Origin of the sequence: Streptomyces sp. A5-4 (assembly GCF_051131715.1) — a bacterium.
In the GTDB taxonomy this organism is placed as follows: Bacteria; Actinomycetota; Actinomycetes; order Streptomycetales; family Streptomycetaceae; genus Streptomyces.
Genome location: NZ_CP178591.1, coordinates 7,365,348 through 7,382,690 on the forward strand (window position 1 = coordinate 7,365,348; position 17,343 = coordinate 7,382,690).

At 67.6% G+C, this 17,343-nt stretch carries 18 protein-coding genes; 12 read left to right on the forward strand and 6 right to left on the reverse strand.

Annotation, left to right across the window (positions count from 1 at the left end; genetic code table 11):
• Window positions 1-94: 94 nt before the first annotated feature.
• Genes ACLLJJ_RS34625 through ACLLJJ_RS34635 form a run of 3 tightly spaced genes read right to left on the reverse strand, consistent with a single transcriptional unit; the run spans window position 95 to window position 3,179 of the window.
• Window positions 95-1,543, reverse strand: a complete 1,449-nt coding sequence (locus tag ACLLJJ_RS34625) for a helix-turn-helix domain-containing protein (RefSeq protein ID WP_434598519.1) — start codon at window positions 1,541-1,543, stop codon at window positions 95-97.
• A complete protein-coding gene (locus ACLLJJ_RS34630; protein WP_434598521.1) occupies window positions 1,540-2,337 on the reverse strand; it encodes an SAM-dependent methyltransferase in 798 nt (265 codons plus the stop codon). Before ACLLJJ_RS34630 ends, ACLLJJ_RS34625 begins: the two co-directional genes overlap by 4 nt.
• Window positions 2,334-3,179 carry a DUF5753 domain-containing protein gene (locus ACLLJJ_RS34635; RefSeq protein WP_434598523.1) on the reverse strand — a complete coding sequence of 282 codons (846 nt, stop codon included), beginning with the start codon at window positions 3,177-3,179 and terminating at the stop codon, window positions 2,334-2,336. Before ACLLJJ_RS34635 ends, ACLLJJ_RS34630 begins: the two co-directional genes overlap by 4 nt.
• A gap of 247 nt (window positions 3,180-3,426) precedes the next feature.
• Between ACLLJJ_RS34635 and ACLLJJ_RS34640 the strand changes: the two genes are divergently transcribed.
• The 4 genes from ACLLJJ_RS34640 to ACLLJJ_RS34655 all read left to right on the forward strand — a co-directional run bounded on the left by ACLLJJ_RS34640 (window position 3,427) and on the right by ACLLJJ_RS34655 (window position 7,911).
• Window positions 3,427-4,305: an ImmA/IrrE family metallo-endopeptidase gene (locus ACLLJJ_RS34640; RefSeq protein ID WP_434598526.1), complete on the forward strand. Its 879-nt coding sequence runs from the start codon at window positions 3,427-3,429 to the stop codon at window positions 4,303-4,305.
• Window positions 4,298-5,581 (forward strand): DUF6545 domain-containing protein, encoded by a 1,284-nt coding sequence (locus ACLLJJ_RS34645; protein ID WP_434598528.1) that lies wholly within the window; start codon window positions 4,298-4,300, stop codon window positions 5,579-5,581. The genes ACLLJJ_RS34640 and ACLLJJ_RS34645 overlap by 8 nt, the downstream gene beginning before the upstream one ends.
• A gap of 76 nt (window positions 5,582-5,657) precedes the next feature.
• Entirely contained in the window at window positions 5,658-6,965 is a 1,308-nt protein-coding gene (locus ACLLJJ_RS34650) for an FAD-dependent oxidoreductase (protein WP_434598529.1), read from the forward strand.
• 25 nt (window positions 6,966-6,990) lie between these two features.
• Window positions 6,991-7,911, forward strand: a complete 921-nt coding sequence (locus tag ACLLJJ_RS34655; RefSeq protein WP_434598530.1) for a phytoene/squalene synthase family protein — start codon at window positions 6,991-6,993, stop codon at window positions 7,909-7,911.
• A 32-nt stretch (window positions 7,912-7,943) separates the two neighbouring features.
• Here ACLLJJ_RS34655 and ACLLJJ_RS34660 read toward each other — a convergent pair whose 3' ends face one another.
• On the reverse strand, window positions 7,944-8,699 hold the full coding sequence (locus ACLLJJ_RS34660) for a helix-turn-helix domain-containing protein (RefSeq protein ID WP_434598531.1): 756 nt from the start codon (window positions 8,697-8,699) through the stop codon (window positions 7,944-7,946).
• Between the two features lie 391 nt (window positions 8,700-9,090).
• Here ACLLJJ_RS34660 and ACLLJJ_RS34665 point away from each other — a divergent pair, with 391 nt between their 5' ends.
• A complete protein-coding gene (locus ACLLJJ_RS34665) occupies window positions 9,091-9,696 on the forward strand; it encodes a hypothetical protein (protein WP_434598532.1) in 606 nt (201 codons plus the stop codon).
• Here ACLLJJ_RS34665 and ACLLJJ_RS34670 read toward each other — a convergent pair.
• A complete protein-coding gene (locus ACLLJJ_RS34670) occupies window positions 9,646-9,966 on the reverse strand; it encodes a hypothetical protein (protein ID WP_434592928.1) in 321 nt (106 codons plus the stop codon). The two genes, ACLLJJ_RS34665 and ACLLJJ_RS34670, sit on opposite strands and share 51 nt — an antisense overlap.
• 101 nt (window positions 9,967-10,067) lie before the next feature.
• Between ACLLJJ_RS34670 and ACLLJJ_RS34675 the strand changes: the two genes are divergently transcribed.
• Together ACLLJJ_RS34675 and ACLLJJ_RS34680 are read left to right on the forward strand one after the other, a co-directional pair.
• A complete protein-coding gene (locus ACLLJJ_RS34675; RefSeq protein ID WP_434592930.1) occupies window positions 10,068-11,114 on the forward strand; it encodes an IS630 family transposase in 1,047 nt (348 codons plus the stop codon).
• A gap of 48 nt (window positions 11,115-11,162) precedes the next feature.
• Window positions 11,163-12,536 (forward strand): helix-turn-helix domain-containing protein, encoded by a 1,374-nt coding sequence (locus ACLLJJ_RS34680; protein ID WP_434598533.1) that lies wholly within the window; start codon window positions 11,163-11,165, stop codon window positions 12,534-12,536.
• A gap of 187 nt (window positions 12,537-12,723) precedes the next feature.
• Here ACLLJJ_RS34680 and ACLLJJ_RS34685 read toward each other — a convergent pair whose 3' ends face one another.
• The gene (locus ACLLJJ_RS34685; RefSeq protein WP_434600596.1) at window positions 12,724-13,530 is read right to left on the reverse strand and encodes a hypothetical protein; all 807 of its coding nucleotides are present in this window, start codon (window positions 13,528-13,530) and stop codon (window positions 12,724-12,726) included.
• A gap of 732 nt (window positions 13,531-14,262) precedes the next feature.
• On the opposite strand from ACLLJJ_RS34685, the gene ACLLJJ_RS34690 reads away from it, so the two are divergent.
• The 5 genes from ACLLJJ_RS34690 (at window position 14,263) to ACLLJJ_RS34710 (ending at window position 17,316) form a co-directional block, all read left to right on the forward strand.
• Window positions 14,263-14,391 (forward strand): hypothetical protein, encoded by a 129-nt coding sequence (locus ACLLJJ_RS34690; protein WP_434598534.1) that lies wholly within the window; start codon window positions 14,263-14,265, stop codon window positions 14,389-14,391.
• Window positions 14,392-14,764: 373 nt separating this feature from the next.
• Window positions 14,765-15,124: an SH3 domain-containing protein gene (locus ACLLJJ_RS34695; RefSeq protein ID WP_434598535.1), complete on the forward strand. Its 360-nt coding sequence runs from the start codon at window positions 14,765-14,767 to the stop codon at window positions 15,122-15,124.
• 473 nt (window positions 15,125-15,597) lie between these two features.
• On the forward strand, window positions 15,598-15,804 hold the full coding sequence (locus ACLLJJ_RS34700; RefSeq protein WP_434598536.1) for a hypothetical protein: 207 nt from the start codon (window positions 15,598-15,600) through the stop codon (window positions 15,802-15,804).
• The gene (locus ACLLJJ_RS34705) at window positions 15,726-16,079 is read left to right on the forward strand and encodes a hypothetical protein (RefSeq protein ID WP_434598537.1); all 354 of its coding nucleotides are present in this window, start codon (window positions 15,726-15,728) and stop codon (window positions 16,077-16,079) included. Before ACLLJJ_RS34700 ends, ACLLJJ_RS34705 begins: the two co-directional genes overlap by 79 nt.
• Before the next feature lie 79 nt (window positions 16,080-16,158).
• Window positions 16,159-17,316, forward strand: a complete 1,158-nt coding sequence (locus ACLLJJ_RS34710; RefSeq protein WP_434598538.1) for an aminotransferase class I/II-fold pyridoxal phosphate-dependent enzyme — start codon at window positions 16,159-16,161, stop codon at window positions 17,314-17,316.
• Window positions 17,317-17,343 lie beyond the last annotated feature (27 nt).

The following is a 17,343-nucleotide window of genomic DNA, read 5'->3' on the forward strand; positions in this document are numbered from 1 at the left end:
CAACGAACGGTCTACGGACATCGCGACGTCGCGGCCCCAGGACCATCTGACGGCGTTCGGCTCTTCCGCTGGCCGGGGCTTCTGATCGCTCCTTCTATGTCCGTTGTCCTCGATACGTTCTGCCTCCGCGTCGCGGCAGCCGGGCTGATGTGTCAGCAAGTGTCGCGACCGTCTCGACGGCCAGATGGAGTTCCGCTCTCACTGTCGCGGATGACAGGTCTAGGTAAAGAACCTTGCCGCACTTTGCCAGCCAGTCGGTGAGCGTGCTCCGACTCAGATTCAGCTCAGCAGCGGCAGGAGCGGTACGGCCTCGATGCTGGAGCCAGCAGCGAAGGGCGATGCGTTGTGGCATATCCAGGGGGCTGAGACGTGCCGAAGCCCAGCGGTGGGCTTGGTCGGAGTTGAGCAGGTCGGTGGGCAGCGGTGGATCGGGGAGGAGGCGCGCAGAGGAGGCAGACTGAACCGGCGCGGCCGGTGTACGCACGGCCAGCAGCAGTTGCGCCTGCACGGTGGGGTGGTCCAGTTCGGTGCCGAGTAGCGTGCTGATTCCGCGAAGTCGTGTGCGGACGGTTCCTTCAGACACGTTCAGCACCGCGGCTGTGGCCCGCGTGGATCCCGAGCGCAGGGACGCCTCGAGAGTCCGGTGCTGCTCGCGGTCCAGGGGGTGCAGAATTGCTGCGGACCAGGCGGCGAGGCGATGTTCGGGCACGACGCGGAGGAGCCCGTGTGCGCCCATGCCGGTGGCGGAGGTCAGGCAGCCATCCGCTGAACTGTGCCGTGCCCTTCCGGCCTCGGCCCATGCGGTGGCAACCATATCGAGCGGCACGGGGCCCGACATACCGGCCGCCAACTGGTGCTGGTCGGCGATGCGCCTGACGAGGGGGAGTGCACGGCGGCGGTCATCACCGGTACCGTGTAGGGCGACGACCACCAGTTCCTGTCCCTTCACACACACCAGCATGCGGGTGTTACTGAGGGACACGCTGGGCTGGGTGGCTCGCAACAGCGCCTGCTGCGCTGCCTGCACCGACTGCCCGGCGAGACGGAACACCGTCGCGTGCGTGACGACGGGCCCACCCAGCACGTCGATGGCCAGGTCGGGCTGGCATTTGAGCAGCAGATGCAGAACTGCGGTATGCAGTCGCAGCTCGGCGTGGTGTGTCTCTTCCTCCCGGCGAATGCGGGCGCGCATCCTGAACAAATCGACGGTGGTTCGCGCGATCAGATCGGTGCGTGACGAGGACGTTGCCGAACCTGGGCCTATGACCAGGACGGCACCGGTCATCTTGCGGACAGTCAGATGCGGGTGGACCTGGGGGTGCGCGGCGGCACGCACCCCCTCGGGTCCGGCTGTGGCGGGTGCCCCGCAGATGAGGCGCCCCAGGTGGTCGACGAGAACAGCCCAGCCGTCGGCCAAGGCTGCCGCTTCAGCGATCAGCTGAGCGTCGGAGTGGGCTGCTGCACGGGTGAGCCGTCGCACCACCTGGTACCGCGTCGCCTCCTCAGGGGAGGCAGCTGCGGGCCCCAAACTGCTCATGGTCATGTGATCCGCGCTACCCCGCCCCAACCCGCGCGGTCGGTCAGGCGCCCGGTGTTCGCGTCCGGGCGCCAGCGAGGCCAGCTCGTAAAGCCGGGCTCGACGAGCTCCGTGCCTTCGAAGAGCTCGATGGCGACCGACGGCTCGCGGAACATGTAGGGAATCGCTCCGGAGGCATTGTATTCATCCTGCACCGCCTGGTGCTCCTCGTCCGCGGCGGTGGAGTGGCTCAGGGACAGGTAGCTTCCCGAGGGGAGATGGCTAACCAACCTGCGCACCAGGCCGCGAGCTTCGTCCCATTCCACGATGTGACCCAGCACGTCGTTGATGACCAGAGCAATCGGCTGGGTCATGTCCAGCGTCTTGGCCGCGCCCTCCAGGATGGCGTCGGTGTCACGCATATCCGTCTGCACGTAGGCGGTGTCGCCCTCATCGGTGCTGGTGAGTAGTGCGTGCACGTGCAGCAGCACGATGGGATCGTGATCGACGTAGACCACGCGGGAGTCGGGCGCTATCCGTTGTGCGACTGCGTGGGTGTTGTTGTATGTGGGGAGCCCGGCGCCCAGGTCGATGAACTGCCGAATGCCGGCGTCCTTGGCGAGGAAGTTGGTGGTGCGCCGCAGGAAGTCCCGTGATTCTCCGGCGAATGGAACGATATTGGGGTACTTGCTGCTGTAGGCGTCGCCTGCCTCCTGATCAGCGGGATGGTGGTCCTTGCCGCCCAGCCAGTAGTTCCAGACGCGCGCGCTGTGCGCGACGGAAGTGTCGATCTGGGGGGACACAGGAGTCGGTTCGGTCATACCAGTGCTTCCTTCGACTTGTCAGGATGAGGAGCGACAACACAGGCGTGGTCCAGCAGTACGTGATACGCCGTCACCACACCGAGTGCGTCGGAAACGTCGGCGGTTCCCGGAAGCCCTCCTTCACGGACCACATGGTCGGGGATCTCGGGTACGTCGACCCGGTACAGGGTCACCGTCGGCATGCCGGTCATGACATGCATGGGCCCCTCCTGCGGGTGAATCTGCAAGGTCACATCAGGGCGCTCAACTGCGTCCCGCAAGGCCTGCCGCTGCTCTGCCATCACGCCCTCGCCACCCACAGTTGTGCGGAGCGCTGTGGCTGACATGAGTGCCCAGATGCGCGTGTTCTGTTCACGTAGCCGCTCCTGGCGTGCGGACAGCAGTTCAGCCCGCTGGTCCTTGTCCGCGGCCGACAGGTCCGGTCTGCGGACGTCGTCGACGGCGCGAGCGTAGGCCGGAGTGCGCAGCAGCGCGGGAATGAGCACGGGCTCCCACACACGAATGATGTGGGCGGCCGACTCCACGCTCATCAGGTCCAGCTTCCACGGGTCCATGACAGACCGCCACTGATGCCACCACCCGGGGAGGTTCGCAGTCGCGAGCTGCCCGAGGAACTCCCCGATCTCCGAAGAGCACGCTCCGTATGCCGTCAGGAGCGTGTGGACCTGACCCTCGTCAAGGGAGGTCTCGGCCAGTTCGATGCGGCGGACGGTTGCCGCATGGGCTCCGAGCGCCGTGGCGGCCTGCCCTCGGGATATGCCCGCGGCTTCACGGAGGGTTTTCAGCCGGGTGGCGAGAACGCGGTGCGCGACGGTCCTACCAGACCTCTCGCGGGCCACACGCTCTCCTTTCGACACTTTCCGCAACTTGCAGGCAGTGCACAGTTTGTACCTTGCAATCTGTGTTCGCAACCCGTTGAGTATGTCCAACCTGCTGTAGTGACCTTGCAGTTACAGGTGGTGAATGCAGCGCGATCAAGCGAGCTCACCACCGCAGGGTGCTCCGCCGGTACGCGCGTGCCGCACTGGACCAGTGGAGCGAGCCAGGTGTGGTGGACCTTAACGGGGATCAGGGCGGGGAGCGCGCATGACCAGGAGTGATCCACGACGGCCAGCCCAGAACGGGGACGGCGTCACCGAAGCGAACGCCAAGGGTCTGGGCAGCCCCACTGAACGAGGTCTGACTAGCCCCACCCCGCCCCCGAAACCGCACGAGTGCGTCAGCAGCGCACAGCCGCACCCCGGCCCCCGTCACCTCCTGGCCGTCGAAATGCACAACTGGAACCACGCGTTCGCTCTTGCCCCTCTGACCTTCGCGCAGGCGGGATGTAACTGCCGGGGAGCGGAGGGAGCCGGCACCGGGACGAACGAGGGTGCCGACACGGCGCGGCCTCGCCGCGCAGCGGCCCTCTCCCGCCGGACCACTCGCCGGTGGCGAGACCTGCTCGACGGCTTCGCCATTTACCGTGACACCCGCCGCACAGCCCGGGCCATCCGCAAGGACGTGGGCCTGGCAGGCGTATGCGACATCGACGACCTGATCGAACTCGTCTCGGCCCGGCGCGGACGGCCGATCACCGTACGCGCCGAGCCTCTGCCGGTGAGCGCGGGCTGCGGCTCCAGCCGCCACTTCGACTCGATCGTCGTCGACTCCGGAGCCAGCGAACTCTCCCAACTCCACGCGAAACTACACGAGCTGGGGCACCTCCTCTACGACGCGCCCAGCCGCGGGATCGTCGGCTCCGCGGAGGCGCACAAGCCGTTGGACCCAGACCTGGCCAAGCAGCTGTTCCCGGGTTTGAAGGCCGACGAGGTGAGCGCCTTCTTCAAGCGCTCGCACTACGACACCACACAGGAACGCCGCGTCGAAATCTTCGCCACCGTGATGCTCGAACGCCACCTGCTCCTACGCGGGAGCGCCAACTCCGTCACCTCCATCTTCACCCACAGGAGCGCCGGTGTTTGACGTGAATACCGCCGTCTACCTGGCGATGGCGGTCATTTTCCTGATCATTGCCGGACTAAAGGCTCTTGCCTTCCTGCGTGAGCCCTCGCTCCCTCTCGCACTCATCGCAGCCGGGTTCTTCGACGGAGGCGTCGTGTACGCCATGGCCTCGCCCGCCGGGTACCGGATCCTGGGCGCACAGTTCGGCGAACCGAGAATCGCCACACTGCCCATCTACGCCGGAATCCTGCTCGCCTACGCCAACACCCACATCCTCACGCTGCTGTGGACGCCGCCCGACGACGCACCTCGCTCGACCGTGCGCAGGACCGTCGCGCTCTGGTCGGCCGGCTACGGGCTGGCGATCCTAGCGATGGTCGTCGCGTTCCTGCACGCCGATCTCGATGGTCCAGCCGACCCCCTCCTGTTCAACACCCAGCAGGCCGACGACCCGTACGTACAGGTCTTTCTGGGGATTCTGCTCGTCGTACTGTCTTGCGGAACACTCAACACCTGGCAACGCACCCGACGGACCTCAGGCACGGACCCCCGGATCCGCCACGCCCTGCGCTGGTTCGGCGGCAGCATGCTCGTGACCTTCGGCTACGTCCTGTGCTCGGCACCAGCGGTTGTCTTCGCGGCCCTCGGGCACCAAGAGCTACAGACCCTTGGAATGCTCGGTTCCTACTTCGGCATCCTCGGCTGCGTGGGCACCTGCTACGGCGTGAGCGGCACCGCCGTCACGGCCTGGCTGCGTGACCGCCGCGACACGGTCGCGCTCCAGCCCCTGTGGAAGCTCGTCGTGGGCGACATCGATCAAGGACTCATGTACAGCCCGACCAGCGCCAAGCCCCATGTCTGGGGAATCCTCCGCATCGTGATGACGCGACGGATCATCGAGATCCTCGACGGCATCCGGGCCGTGCAGCCGTGGGCCAGCGCTGAGGCAGCACAGGCTGTCCGCGACATCAAAGGCCGCCCGCTTCCCGCGGACGAGCTAGAGGCAGTCGTCACCGCAGCTGTGCTGCGCGATGCCGCCGCTCGGTATCATGCCTCCGCTGAGGCTGCCCGAGCCGCAGGGGAGCGGCGAGTACGCCCGCCGTCCGGGGCCGACCAGACGGCGGGCGCACTGCCCGGAGCGAACACCGCGGCGCAGGACGAGCGGGCCCGCCTGGTGCGCGTTGCCCGTGCCCTCACCCACCCGCTCGTCGCGCCTGCGCTCGAGCTCACGGCAGCCAGGCGAAGCACCGCTGCGCACAGCTCCTTGCGCGACGAGCCAGCCGGCAAAGACCGGTAGGACTGGCACGGCCTGCTGCCGGAAACGGAGACATTGACGTGCACTATGAGAGCCGATTGGCTCGAAGGGGGTTCAGGTGCGGGCAGTCGTACTCGGGGGATCATTCGCGGGCCTACTCGCCGCTCGGGCCTTGCACGGCCACGCGGACGAGATCGTCGTCCTGGAGCCGGACGGAACCTGCACGTCCGAAAGCCCGGGGGCGCCGCAGCGGTCCCAGCTTCATGCCCTGCTGTCCATGGGCCACGATCAGCTGGAGCACTTCTTCCCAGGCATCACGAAGGAGATGGTGTCGGCGGGAGCCCACTTGGGCACTGGCGATCAGGTGCAGTTCTTCGTCGACGGCCGACTCAAAGTCGCCACAGCGAACGCACGCATGATCGGAGCGACCCGGGCATTCATCGAACAACACGTGCGCCGCCGGGTCTTCGCACTGGACAACGTGCAGCTCCTCAAGGCCAAGGCCCTGGCCGTGCGTATCCGCTCCGGCTGTGTATACGCCGTCCCCTGCCGGGACATCGACAGTGGCCGCGTGACCGAGCTGGCCGCTGACTTCGTCGTCGACGCCATGGGACGCTCCAGCCGCCTGGGACAGTGGTTGGAGAAGGCAGGGTGGCCGGCACCGGGCACCGAACGGATGCGAATCTCGCTCGGGTACGCCACGGCCCGCTTCCACCGCGGCGAGGAACTGCCCACCACGGTCATCGCACATGCCACCCCCGGACCGGCCAACAACTATTTGCCCGCGCTGTGCGAGCCCGGCGCCCTGGTCGCAGTGGAGCACCAGCGATGGAACGTCGTCATAGCCGGATACGACGACTACCGGCCTGGCCGCGACGCGGATGCGTTCCGAAAGCGGATGCTCCGCAGCGTCGAGCCGCTCCAGCAGGTCGCCCGGTCCTGTGAGATGGACGGCGAACCCACGGCCTACCACTTCCGCGAGAGCCAGCGCCGTCACTACGCGAACCTTCCACGGTTCCCCGCAGGCCTCGTGGCGCTTGGGGACGCTCTCGCTTCCGTCAACCCCATCTACGGCCAGGGAATGACGCTGGCCACGCTCCAGGCAGCCGCACTCGCCCGGCACCTCACCTCCGGTACACCCGCAAACCGGCCGGCCCGCCACTACTTCCGCAGCACAGCGGCCGTCATCGACGCGGCCTGGAAAGTGACCACCACGGCCGACCTCGCGCAGCCTCACGTCAACGGGCCCTACCCTTTCGGCTACCCGGTCCTGCGCTGGGCAGGTGATCAAGTCACCCGTGCCTCCATCGTCGACCCCCGCGTCAACGGTCCGTACATGGACGTTGTCCACATGCGTCGCCACCCCAGGGCCCTCATGAGCCCGCGCGTCATGCTGCACACCGCGCGCACACTCCTGTTCAAGTAGCCACCCGCCTGGCAAGGAATCAGAGATGATCACGTGGACCCGCACGCTGCGCCAGTCCGGAATCACCGCGCCGGACCTGCACACTGCGTACGGCCAGCAGCGCAGTCTCGTCCGGCGCTTCAAGACCGAGGAGTATCTGACCGTCCGGCTGCTCCTGCCGACGCCCCTGCACCCGCCCGTGATCGCTGCGGCGGCCTTCATGCACGAGACCGACACTCGTATCGACACCGGCAGGACCGAGGCCCGCAGAACGGCCCTGGGGGAGTGGGCGGCCGTCACCCGCAAGGCACTTGAGGGAGCACCCGCCAGCGACGCGACCCTCCGCGCTCTCACGGACGCCGCCGTCCGTCATCCCCAACTGAAACGGAGAGTCGAGGACTTCCTGCACGGTGCGCGTCACGAGGTGGACTACGCCGGCTTCGCCACCGAGGACGAACTGCAGGGCTATGTCGACGGATACTCGCTGCCCGCCTTCATGCTCGTAGCCAGTCTGCTGGACCTGGCCCCCGCGGCGGAGCATGACGCGTTCGAGGACGGCTGCCGTGACCTCATCGAGGCGATGCAGCGCGTGGACTTCCTGGAGGACCTCGCCGAGGACGCGGCGCAAGGGCAAGTCGGCATCCCCGATGCGGAACTGGGGCGCCACGGCCTGTCTCTCGCGGACCTCCTTGCGCCCACGGACACTGTCCGGTCGGAGCTGGAGCAACTGATTCAGGAACAGGTGGAACTGGCACGTCCGCGGTTGTCCGCGAGTACGCGGCTGGTGCCCCTGGTGGCGCAGCAGAACCGTCCGTTCATCACGGCCCTGCTGCGGGTGCAGGAGCTCCGGCTGAGTGCGGTGAGCAAGAAGGGGGGCCGCCTGACTGACGGAGGTGCGCGGCCCTCCGTGCCCTCACTTCTGGGGGTCCTGGCACGTCAGTACCGGGCCTCACGGCAGGCTCGGTAGACAACAGGCGTCTACCGCCGCGGTGAAAAAAGTTACTGGGCGGCCGGGGCCGACCCGTCGGAGCCGTCGGAGCCGTCGGAATGGGCCAGCCCGAGGACGCCGCGCACCACGCGCATGACGCTGCGCCGGCGCCCGGCCGGCATCGCGCGCATTGTGTCCGTGAACTCCCTCAGTTCTCGCTCTTCGGGCTGCTGCGCCGTCGCCGGTGCGGGGGCGGTGAACCCGCTGAGGAGGGCCTGCCGCAGTTGCTGGGACAGTTCGTCATCACCGGCCGCGATGCTTCCGCGTAGCGCCATGTGCTCGATCTCGACGCCTTTGAAACGACAGAGGAACAGGACCTGGTCACTCACCCGTTCCAGCGCCTTGATCAGAGCTTCGTCACCACTCATTGTGAAGAAGCCCGGGGGAACGTCGAAGAAGCGCTCGAGGCCGGTGTTCACTTCCAAGTTGGGATTGCGGTCACCGCGCAGCACCGCCGTCATCGTGGGCTTGGAGATGCCCAGATGGTGCGCGAGCTGTTCTGCGGAGTACTGCTTGCCGTCGGCGCGCGGGCGGGTACGGCGCAGGAACTTCAGGCGCTCGGGGAAGGACAGGTTGAGTTCCTCCGGCGGGACTGTCGCGCCGGAAAACAGGCGCTGCGCGACACCGGCAGGGATGGCCGTCGTCGCCTCGATGTGCGCGAAATCAATCAGACCCTCGGGGGTGCTGCCCAGGGCCTCGATCTGCTTCGAAAGCGCAGCCACAACCGCCGCAACATCTCGCCCTCCGGGCGTATCGGGCGTGTCCATAGAAGGGCGGTCTCCTGCTCTTTTCACACTCGACTCAATGTTTCTCCGGGCATCACGCTACCGCTTCCGCCGGGGGTCCACACAACATCATGTACCAAATTTGTAGCCTAACTGGCCGCGCGGTGAGCGATGAGGGCTACAAAAGTTGACAGCGGCGAGCGAGTGCAGCATGATCGCTGCGTGTGGTCGTCCAACTACCCAGTCTCAAACGGGAGATGCCAATTCGGCTGCCCCACGCCCTTTCGCGCCCCTGCGGGTCATCACTCACGGAGATGTTGCATGAACCTCGGCGTCCCCTCGATCGGAAGACATGGCGGCCGCGCTGTGCAGACTCGCCGCGCGACGCACGGCATGTTAACGGCTTCATCCGGATTGCTTTGAGGAAGGCTCGATGCCAACGCTGGCCACGCTGCCCACCCGTAAACCTGAACTCGAACTGGCATTCGTTGCGCATCGTCCCGCGCTCACCCAGGCGATGGAGCTCACCGGTGTGGTCACCGTAACGCCGGAGCAGCTGCTCGAGCACGGGGCCCCCGCTCAACTGCCGGACGGTGCTGCGGTTCTGATCACCGACATTGTGCCCTTCCGCCTCCGCGGCCGTATCGCGACCGTGCTCGATTCGCTGCTCCAGCGCATGAGCCGCGACGGCAGCGCGGGGCTGATCGCCAGTGCCGCTCCCGGTGCACGTCAGCCTTTTCCCCAGGCCACGCTGGAAGCCGCTCGTCACCTGGACATTGCCCTCCTGGTGACGACCGCACCGCCTGAGCGCTGGGAAGGCGTGCACGACGCGATTCAGCAGCACCGGCTCATGTTCGCCGAGCGGCGTGCTGCCCAACTCGGCTCCCTGGTGCAGGAGTTGCCCGCGCAGCTGGCTGACCCTCGGGCCATGCAGCGCATCGCCGACTGGCTGGCTAGTGCTGCTCCGCGCAAGTTCGTGGAGGGGTGTTCAGGTGTCGAGGTAGAGGTGGCAGGCGCAGTCGAGGGCTTCTTCGGGTGAGCCTGCGGGGAGGCCGCTGGGCAGGATGTTGTCTTCGTAGCCGTCTCGGCTGGCGAGGTAGAGGGCGAAGCCCCACGTGTGCAGGACGCCGGTGAAGCGCAGGCGGCACAGTGGCAGGCACTCGCCGTCCGTCAACTCACCCTCCACGTAGGCGAATCCGGCCCGGTAACGGACCTTCACTCCGGCGAGCTGGGGCCAGCGGTTGCGGGCGTGGTCGTTCAGGCGCTGACGCAGGGAGTGCTGCATCGATTCCGGCGGGTTCTTCGGCACGGGACCCATCCTGCACGCCCTTCCCCGCGATGCGCCATGATCACCGGCAGATCGCAGGGGAGGCGAGGGGATCGGTGCTGGTAGCGGAGGCAGTCGCAATCGTGCTGGACGACGACGAAGGGGTACGGGATCGGCTGGTGCGGGCGGCGTCGTCGGTGACAGCACAGGTGCGTCAGGCCCTGCGGGCGCGGATCGTGCTCGCCGCGGCGGACGGGCTGACCAACGGGAGCATCGCCCGTGAGCTGGGGATTTCGGTGAACACGGTCCGTAAATGGCGGGGCCGGTTCGCGGCGGGCGGACTTCAGGGCCTGCTGGACGCGCAACGTTCGGGGCGCCCTCGTACCTACGGGAGCGAGGTGCGGGTCGCGATCGTGGCAGCGGCCACCAGTGCCCCGCCTCATCCGGAGTCGACCTGGTCACACCGCACGATCGCCGCCCAGGTGGCGGGCACCGTGTTCGCGAAGATATCCGCCTCTCAAACCGGCCGGATTCTGGCTGACCTGGACCTCAAGCCGCACCGGGTGCGTGGCTGGCTCACCCGCCGTGACAGCCCCGACTTCTGGGAGCGGGTCGCCGATGTGTGCAGCCTCTACCGCAATCCGCCCGAGGGAGCGGTGGTTCTGTCCATCGACGAGAAGACCGCGATCGCCGCCCGCTCCCGCAGGCACCCCGGCGTCCCGGCCGCACCGGGCCGGGATGTCCGCGAGGAGTTCGAATACCGCCGGCACGGCACCGCCTCCATAGTGGCGGCCATGGACATACGCACCGGCGAGGTGCTGAGCGAGCCGATCGTCCGGAACAACGCGGTCACCTTCACCGCCTTCCTTGCCCGGCTCGATGCGGTCATCGAGCCCGGAAAGGAGATCCACGTGGTGCTGGACAACGGCTCCTCCCACACCGCCAAACACACCCGGAAGTGGTTCCAAGCTCATCCGCGCTGGCGCGTGCACTTCACCCCGCCGCACGCATCCTGGCTCAACCAGGTGGAACTGTTCTTCTCCGCCCTGACCCGCCGGGTCCTGCGGCACGGCGACTTCTCCAGCCGCGACGACCTGATCGACAAGATGGACCACTACGTCATCGCGCACAACGAGAAGGCCAAGCCCTACCGCTGGACCTACGACGGCACCCCGCTCAAGACCTCCTGATCAACACCCCTCCACGAACTTGCGCGGAGCAGCACTAGGGCACTCGACGTGCAGGTATTGGTCAGCGCACCGGAACGGGTGCTCGCGGCGTCGCCGGCCACGGCCGCCGAGCAGCTCGCGCAGGCCATCATCCGCCAGTCCATCGACGGCAACCTGCCCGAGGCGCTCTACAGGCCGCACACACAGCTCATCTCCTTGGCCCCGGCGGCCGACACCGTCCTCGCGGTGGCCCGCCGGACCCCCTTTGACGAGGCGGACCTGCGATTGCTGCGCCATGCGGCAAAACTGCTGGGCCTCGTGGATCAGGCGAACCGCGAGTACCGCGCAGCCTCCGGCGCCTGTCACTCGGCGCGCAGCGCAGCACTGGAGCTCCTGTTGGACGGTGAGGTCGACAAGGCCCGGCGGGTCATGGCCAAACTGGCGCCCGGGCTTCTGGATGCTCAAACTGCCCGAGTCTTCGTGGTGGAAACCACCCAGGCGCGACGGGACAACGCCACGCGCCGCTGTACCACCGCTATCGGCCGCCAGTCCCTTGTGGTGCCAGACCCGCGGGACGAGCGGCGGATCCTGGTCGTGCATCCGATCGGCGATGAGGACACTAGCGCAGAAGTCTCCGCCGAGCTCACTCGCCTGGTGGGCACGCTGGGTGCCGACTCGTGCCTGGGAGGCAGCGGAATCTATTCGATGACCTTGCTCGCCGATGCTCTGCAAGAGGCGCTCACCGCCCAGCGGATCGCTGTCCTCCAGCCGGACTGCGTGGCCCTGTCGGTACACGGGGCCGACCTCGTCAGCCTCCTGCCTCAGACTGACGCGCAGCGCTGGGCCTGCCGCCTGCTCCAGCCGCTGATGGGCGACGCGTCGCAGTGGGAGTCCATGCGTGAGACCCTGCCCACTGCCCTCGCCTACCCCTACACAGTCGCGGCCCGCCGACTGCACCTGCACCGCAACACCGTCATGCGCCGCACAGCGCGGGCGGCTAAGGTTCTCCGGGTCGACTTCGGCCGCGTCGGCGATCGCATTGGGGTGGCCCTGGCCCTGGAACTGGTCACGCAACGAGACTGCGTGCCGAGCCAATCGGCGCGAGCGCAGCCGCTGCCCTCCTTGAAAGGGCTGCTGGCCGCTCCCCAGGTGCAGGCTTGGGCGCAGACGCTGGTGCGGCCGGTTCAAGAAGACCGACGTGACCTGGTATCCACCGCGCGAACGTGGCTGGCTTTCGACACGCGCGTCGAGCCGGCGGCGCGTGCCCTCGGCCTTTCCGAAGTGACCGTCCGCTCCCACCTGCGGGCCGTGGAGACCCATATGCAGCGGGATCTGGCGGGCCTCAACGGCATTCGCGACCTCTATTTCGCCCTGCACGTAGTTACCGGTGAGTTCGACCTCCGCCCCCATCCCAGTGGCCAGGATCTGTGCGTCGTGGCCTGAGACAGCCACCCGGACTGATTCGGCCTGCTCCCTCAGCTGGCCGGTCGCATGGTGACGAACGAGGGCACGTCTGCGACGGCCATGTCCGCCCGCACGCGCACGAATCGTGCGGGGTGGCGCAGACGGCCGTGCGTATCGCGGGAGATGTCGGCGCTGATCTCGACGACGGCCGTCGGAGTGACCAGTTCTACGTGCCGCTTGTCCCGCGTCCCCCAGCCGGCGGAGAACGTGTGCCCGGTCCAGGGGTGCTCGTCCTCCGCCGGACGCAGGACGGCCCCGGCGTGCCGGGCCTTCGCGGGGGACAGGGGTGTCGTGCGCCCCGCGTATTGCAGGCGGTCCTGGGAGTCGTGCCGGCCGAGCAGTAGAGTCCGTGGGCGGCTGGGGGCCCGGTGACTGCGCCCGCGACAAATTCCTGGGTATCCCGTACGCGGTATTTTCGCCAGGAGCGCGCTCCCGGCCGGTAGTTCTGGCCGCCGTCCTTGAAGACATAACCTTCCACCCCCACTACCGACCAGGTCAGCCAGCTGCGGGCTACCTCGATGTCGTCGGTTGACGGACACAGCGTCCAGGGGGCGACGAGATCCTCCCGGCGAAGGAGCGTCTCCAGGGCAAGGCGCCTCTCGGTGTAGGGACGTGCGAGAAGGCTGCTTCCGTCGACGTGCAGAAGATCGAATGTCACGTAGTGAGCCGGTGCACGGATCCCGGCCTGCCGTGCGGCGGCGCCCCGGCGGTGCAATCTTTGCGTGAGCCATTCGAAGGCGAGCCTGTTCTCGTCCCAGATGATCAGCTCTCCGTCGTGCACGACGGAGTAGGGCAGTTGCCGGATCGCGTCGGAGATCTCCGGGAATGCAGCTGATAGATCACTGCCGCTGCGTGAACGCAGAATGGGCGGGCCGTCAACGCGGCGCGCGGCGATGGCCCGAAATCCATCAAACTTTGGTGCGGCAAACCACCTCGGCGGCAGTGTAAACGTCTCGACAGAAGCCGCCAGCATCGGCTCGGCGGGAATGTCGATCACACTGCATGAATACCACAGAGACCGCCCTGGCCATGGGAAACGAGGCGGGTAGTGGCCGGTCAGGGCGTGGATTCACTTCCCTGTTGTCAGTCGGGAAACATTCGAGTAGGCGGGTATGGTTTGACCACTGACGCTTGGCTCAAACGGTGTTGACGGTAGGTCAGGTGGTTCGCCGAGTGACTGGGTGAGTAATCCGAGGAACTCTTCGGTGTGCATTCCCGGTAGCGCTCTGAGGTGAATGGTGCACCTCCGCGCTGCGATGAGGCCCGCTGGTGCACAGTCGACAGGTATTGCCCGTCAGTTTGTGCAGAGGTGTAATGGCATCTCAATGCGCATATGCCTAGCGTTGCCGTTGCAAGCCCGACCGGTCGTGGGGCGAGTGGGGCGAATGCCGAACTCGCCAGCGGGGGAGCCGATCAGGTGAGCAGCGACAAGCCACTGAACACCAGGAGAGCGGGCATCCCAGGTGGCTGGAACCACCCGTCAGGACACCCGCTCTCACCAGTGCACAACCAGGCCCTTGCAGGGGTCTGAGCAAAACGACTCTCAGCAGAGTCACCACCAGCAGATCCAAGGAACCCACCGGGGTCTTCCACCGGCGTGTTGGACCACGTCAGCGGAACTCAGGATAGACCAGCGTCTCCCGCAACAGCAGGGCGCCGGCCTTCTCCTGAACCCAAGACCCCCCGACTCGCCGGGGCGAACCGAATGAACAACAGGCACGCGACGATCCAGCCGACACCGCTCACTGACGTGGTGACGTACGGCGGCCACCCACACTCCTCGGCGGAGCCGGGCCATCCTCAGAACCTCGGCGCCATAGGGCTCAGCGGCTAGCACCTGCTCTGCCCGGCGGCGCCTTCATAGCCAGGCGCGGATTTACCAGATCCGCGACCGGCACGCTCGGGGAAGATCCGATCCGGGAGCGAGCGGCGCGCGGCAGGAGCGGGCCGACTCCCAGTAGCTGCTCCTGCCGCGTTGCACCTGATCCCGTCGCCCGGCGCTCTTCCGCCGGTGCTGGCACGAGGTCCCCTCACTCCGCCGCAGCGCGCTCCTACCTCCCGCTCCCCTCACGTTCGCCGGTTCCCGAAGCCGCCGCCCGCAGAAGAGCGAACAGGTGCAATCCAGTTCGTCGCCGAGACAGTGCGCTCCGCATTTGCACGCTTCCACGCACGCTCCCTCCGTTTCCTTCTCGACCCCAAGGACACTCATGCAGCTCCGCGCACCCGCACGTCTGGCCGCCTCCTTCGCCCTCGCCCTGTCGGTGACGGCCGGCCTGGCGGTGGCCACCGCCCCGGCCGCCCATGCCGTCGGTGAGCACTCCAACTGCACCGTGAACTGGACTCACGGCGAGACCGGCAAGGTGAAGAAGAACGGGTGGAACATGAGGGGCGGACCCGGCACCGGCTACACCAGTCGCGGCTCCCTCTACAACGGCGACCGCCTCAAGCTCCTGTGCAGCCGCGGCAATTGGTACTACACCCAGCTCTCCGCCAGGTCCAAGAGCGGGCTGGTCAAGGGAACCCGCGGGTGGGTCCGCAGCGACGGCCTGTACCAGCTGGGCGGGTAGCGCGGCCAGGCACCGGAGCGGCCTGCCCGGACCGGTGCACGCCTCTCCCCAGCCGACCACGGCATTGGCCCACTCCACCCCCAACCCCGAAGGCTGCTGTGTCTACCTCTTCCTCTCCCCACCGGGCGTGCTCCTGGCGTACCGCACGCCTGGCCGCATCGTCGGCCATCGCCGTCCCACCTGAGGCGACGACCTTGAGCGCCCACTGGCCCCCGGACCTCTAGACCTCACAGCCCCTGGCCGACTGACGGACCTCCGCTCCCGTCGGCCAGGCCCCAGCCAGCCAGCCCCCACCGTTCACACCCCCGGAACGGTCACCCCGCCGCCAGCCCCCCTGCGCGGCCCGGGCGCTGGCTGCCCGTGGGGGCGCCGCCCGCCCACGGCGGCGCCCCCACCCATCCATCTGGCGCAACGAACCGCTGATGCCGGCCGCCTGCCAGGAACGTCCCCCAACCGCCATCCCTGGAGCGTCTGTGTCAGCCACCACCGCGCCCGACACCACGATCAAGGCTCCCCAACCACCCATACCAAGACGCTGGCCGCCCGCCGTCTGGGCGTTGCTGCTGACCACGCTCGCCGCCGGCCTTCTGGGAGCCGCCCTGTGCCTGCCGCTCGCTGGGATCGCCCACCGCCGCCCGGCCACTGCCGCGCCCACCGCACCGGCGACCGCCGCCTACTGATCGCCGAACCGGAGAACCCGCCGCTGTGCAGTTCCTGGCACTCCTCGGTAGCCACACTTCCCGCCGAGCACCGTGCCGCCACCCCCTTCCAAAGCCGCGAGTGGGCCGCCGGCACGGCCCTGCTCGCCGACACACCAGTGCGAGCCGATCAGATCGCCGGGCAACTCCTGCTCATCGCGGACGAGCACCGGGCCATCGACCAGAACCATCGGGTGATCCGATCCGCCGAACACCTCGGCTTGTACGGACAGCCCACACGACCTCGACGCCCGTGATGCACCTCCCGGCAGCGCACCCGCCCCCACCAGCCCCGACCTCGTCCGCCGCCTTCCGGAACCAGACATGGAGACATCAATGACCTACCAGCAGCAAGACACATTCCGGGACGCCCGCCAAGGCGGAGACCTAACCTCCCACACCGGCCGCCCGATCAGCCTCGATCTGAGCGTCTGCTCCAACCGCCTGGGCCCACCCGACAGCGCGGTGCGCGCCCTGGCCGCGTTCGCCGCCGAGCGCCGCAGCGATCTGGGGCCGCCGCCGTACGGGGCCGAGAAGACCTATACGTCTGCGTACGCCGAGCACCTTGGCGTCGACGAGGACGCTCTGCTCTGCGGGCGCGGTGTCACCGAGTTCCTCATGATTCTCGCCCGATATCTCCAGGACGAAGACGTAGCCCTCGTCACCCCCGAGTACACCGAGACGATGCGGCGGTTCGGCTACGCGACCTTCTACCCGCCGGCCGGGCAGCCGGATAGCGCATCGCACCGTCTCGAACGGGTCTGCCAGGCCATGGCCAAGCATCGCTACGTCATCCTCAGCAATCCGAACAACCCTCTTGGTCTGTACGTCGATTCGGCCGACCTGCTCGAAGCATGCCGCGAGTACCCGCACTGCACGCTGGTGGTCGACGAGGAATACATCGAGTTCCAAGGGCCCGGCGCGAGCCTCGCCGGGGCGGACGCGGTCAACCTCGTCGTACTGCAATCCACGGGCAAGTCGTTCGGCATCACGGCGACGAGGGCGGGCATCCTGTGGACCCGCAACCCCGTGCTGCATCGCGCCGTGCAGCTCCAGCTGCCGACCTGGCCCCTGTCGCTGCTCGACATCGCTGTCGCCACCGCCGCGCTCACCGACAGAGCCTGGGCACAGCACGCCCTGCCGCGCATTCGCCGCGATGCCCAGGCCCTTGAACAGCTCCTGACCGAGCGGTTCGGCACCGCCGTCATTCGCTCGGCCATCCACTACCGCTTCGTGCACCTCAAGGATCCCGATGCTACGGCCGCGCACCTCGAGGAGTACGGGATCGCCGTCCGGGCCTTTGACGGGACGGTCCGTGGCCGCATTGGCGGCATCCGCGTGATGGCGCCGACCACCGCCGACGAGTTCGAACTCCTCCGCAGCGCCCTCGCCACGCTCCGGCTTCCGGCACCACCACGCCCGGAGAGCAGGTCCCGGGCCGTAGCGCCCTACCGCGGCAAAGCCGTGCTCGATCCGATCTGCGAGATCGGCTGACCGCGCCAGCGTCACCCTCGACCGCAC